This window comes from Stenotrophomonas geniculata ATCC 19374 = JCM 13324, from assembly GCF_001431625.1.
Lineage (GTDB): Bacteria > Pseudomonadota > Gammaproteobacteria > Xanthomonadales > Xanthomonadaceae > Stenotrophomonas > Stenotrophomonas geniculata.
Genome location: NZ_LLXT01000026.1, coordinates 1 through 682 on the forward strand (window position 1 = coordinate 1; position 682 = coordinate 682).

At 61.1% G+C, this 682-nt stretch carries 1 protein-coding gene; it reads left to right on the forward strand.

Features of this window, described 5'->3' with window-relative positions; all coding sequences use genetic code 11:
• Positions 1-293: 293 nt before the first annotated feature.
• Positions 294-682 (forward strand): RHS repeat domain-containing protein (locus tag ARC63_RS01560; RefSeq protein WP_275452895.1); only part of this gene is annotated, 389 nt, incomplete at its 3' end.

Genomic DNA, 682 nt, shown 5'->3' on the forward strand with positions numbered 1-682 from the left:
TTCGTAATGCGTAGGTCGCAGGTTCGACTCCTGTTTCCGGCACCAGTTGCATGAAAAGCCCCGGCCTTGGCCGGGGCTTTTTGTGCTTTGGTAGCGCCGGGCCATGCCCGGCGGAATGCCGGCCCCAGTAGTGCCAGCCCATGGCTGGCAGCCCCCAATTTCCGAATCTCGCGGCCAGCCCGGCTTCCCAGGCGCTTAGCTCCTCGCACAGTTCCTGACCTGGCAAACGCAGCGGTCATTCCTGTGCTATGAATATCCAGCCTTGCTTCAAGGCTCTTTCAGGGATTGGAAGGATGCGCAGGCTAGGGGGAACTGCAAGCGGTGTGTCGACCCGCTTGAGGGGTTGTGGAGATCGAATTCGCAAGTTGGGGGCATTCGGCACCTGGCTGTGCTGCGTTCTACTCATTGGCCTTGGCGTGTCGCCAGCCGCAGTCGCACAGACGACGGTCACGTACATCCACACGGACGCGTTGGGCTCGGTTGTGGCTGAGAGCGATGCCAATGGCAATGTGATAAAGCGCTATGACTACGAGCCTTACGGGGCCGTGGTGGGTGGTCAGGTCACGGATGGGCCGGGGTATACCGGGCATGTGAGTGACTCGGCGACCGGACTGAGTTACATGCAGCAGCGGTACATGGATCCGCAGTTGGGGGTGTTCCTGTCCGTGGATCCGGTGACGGC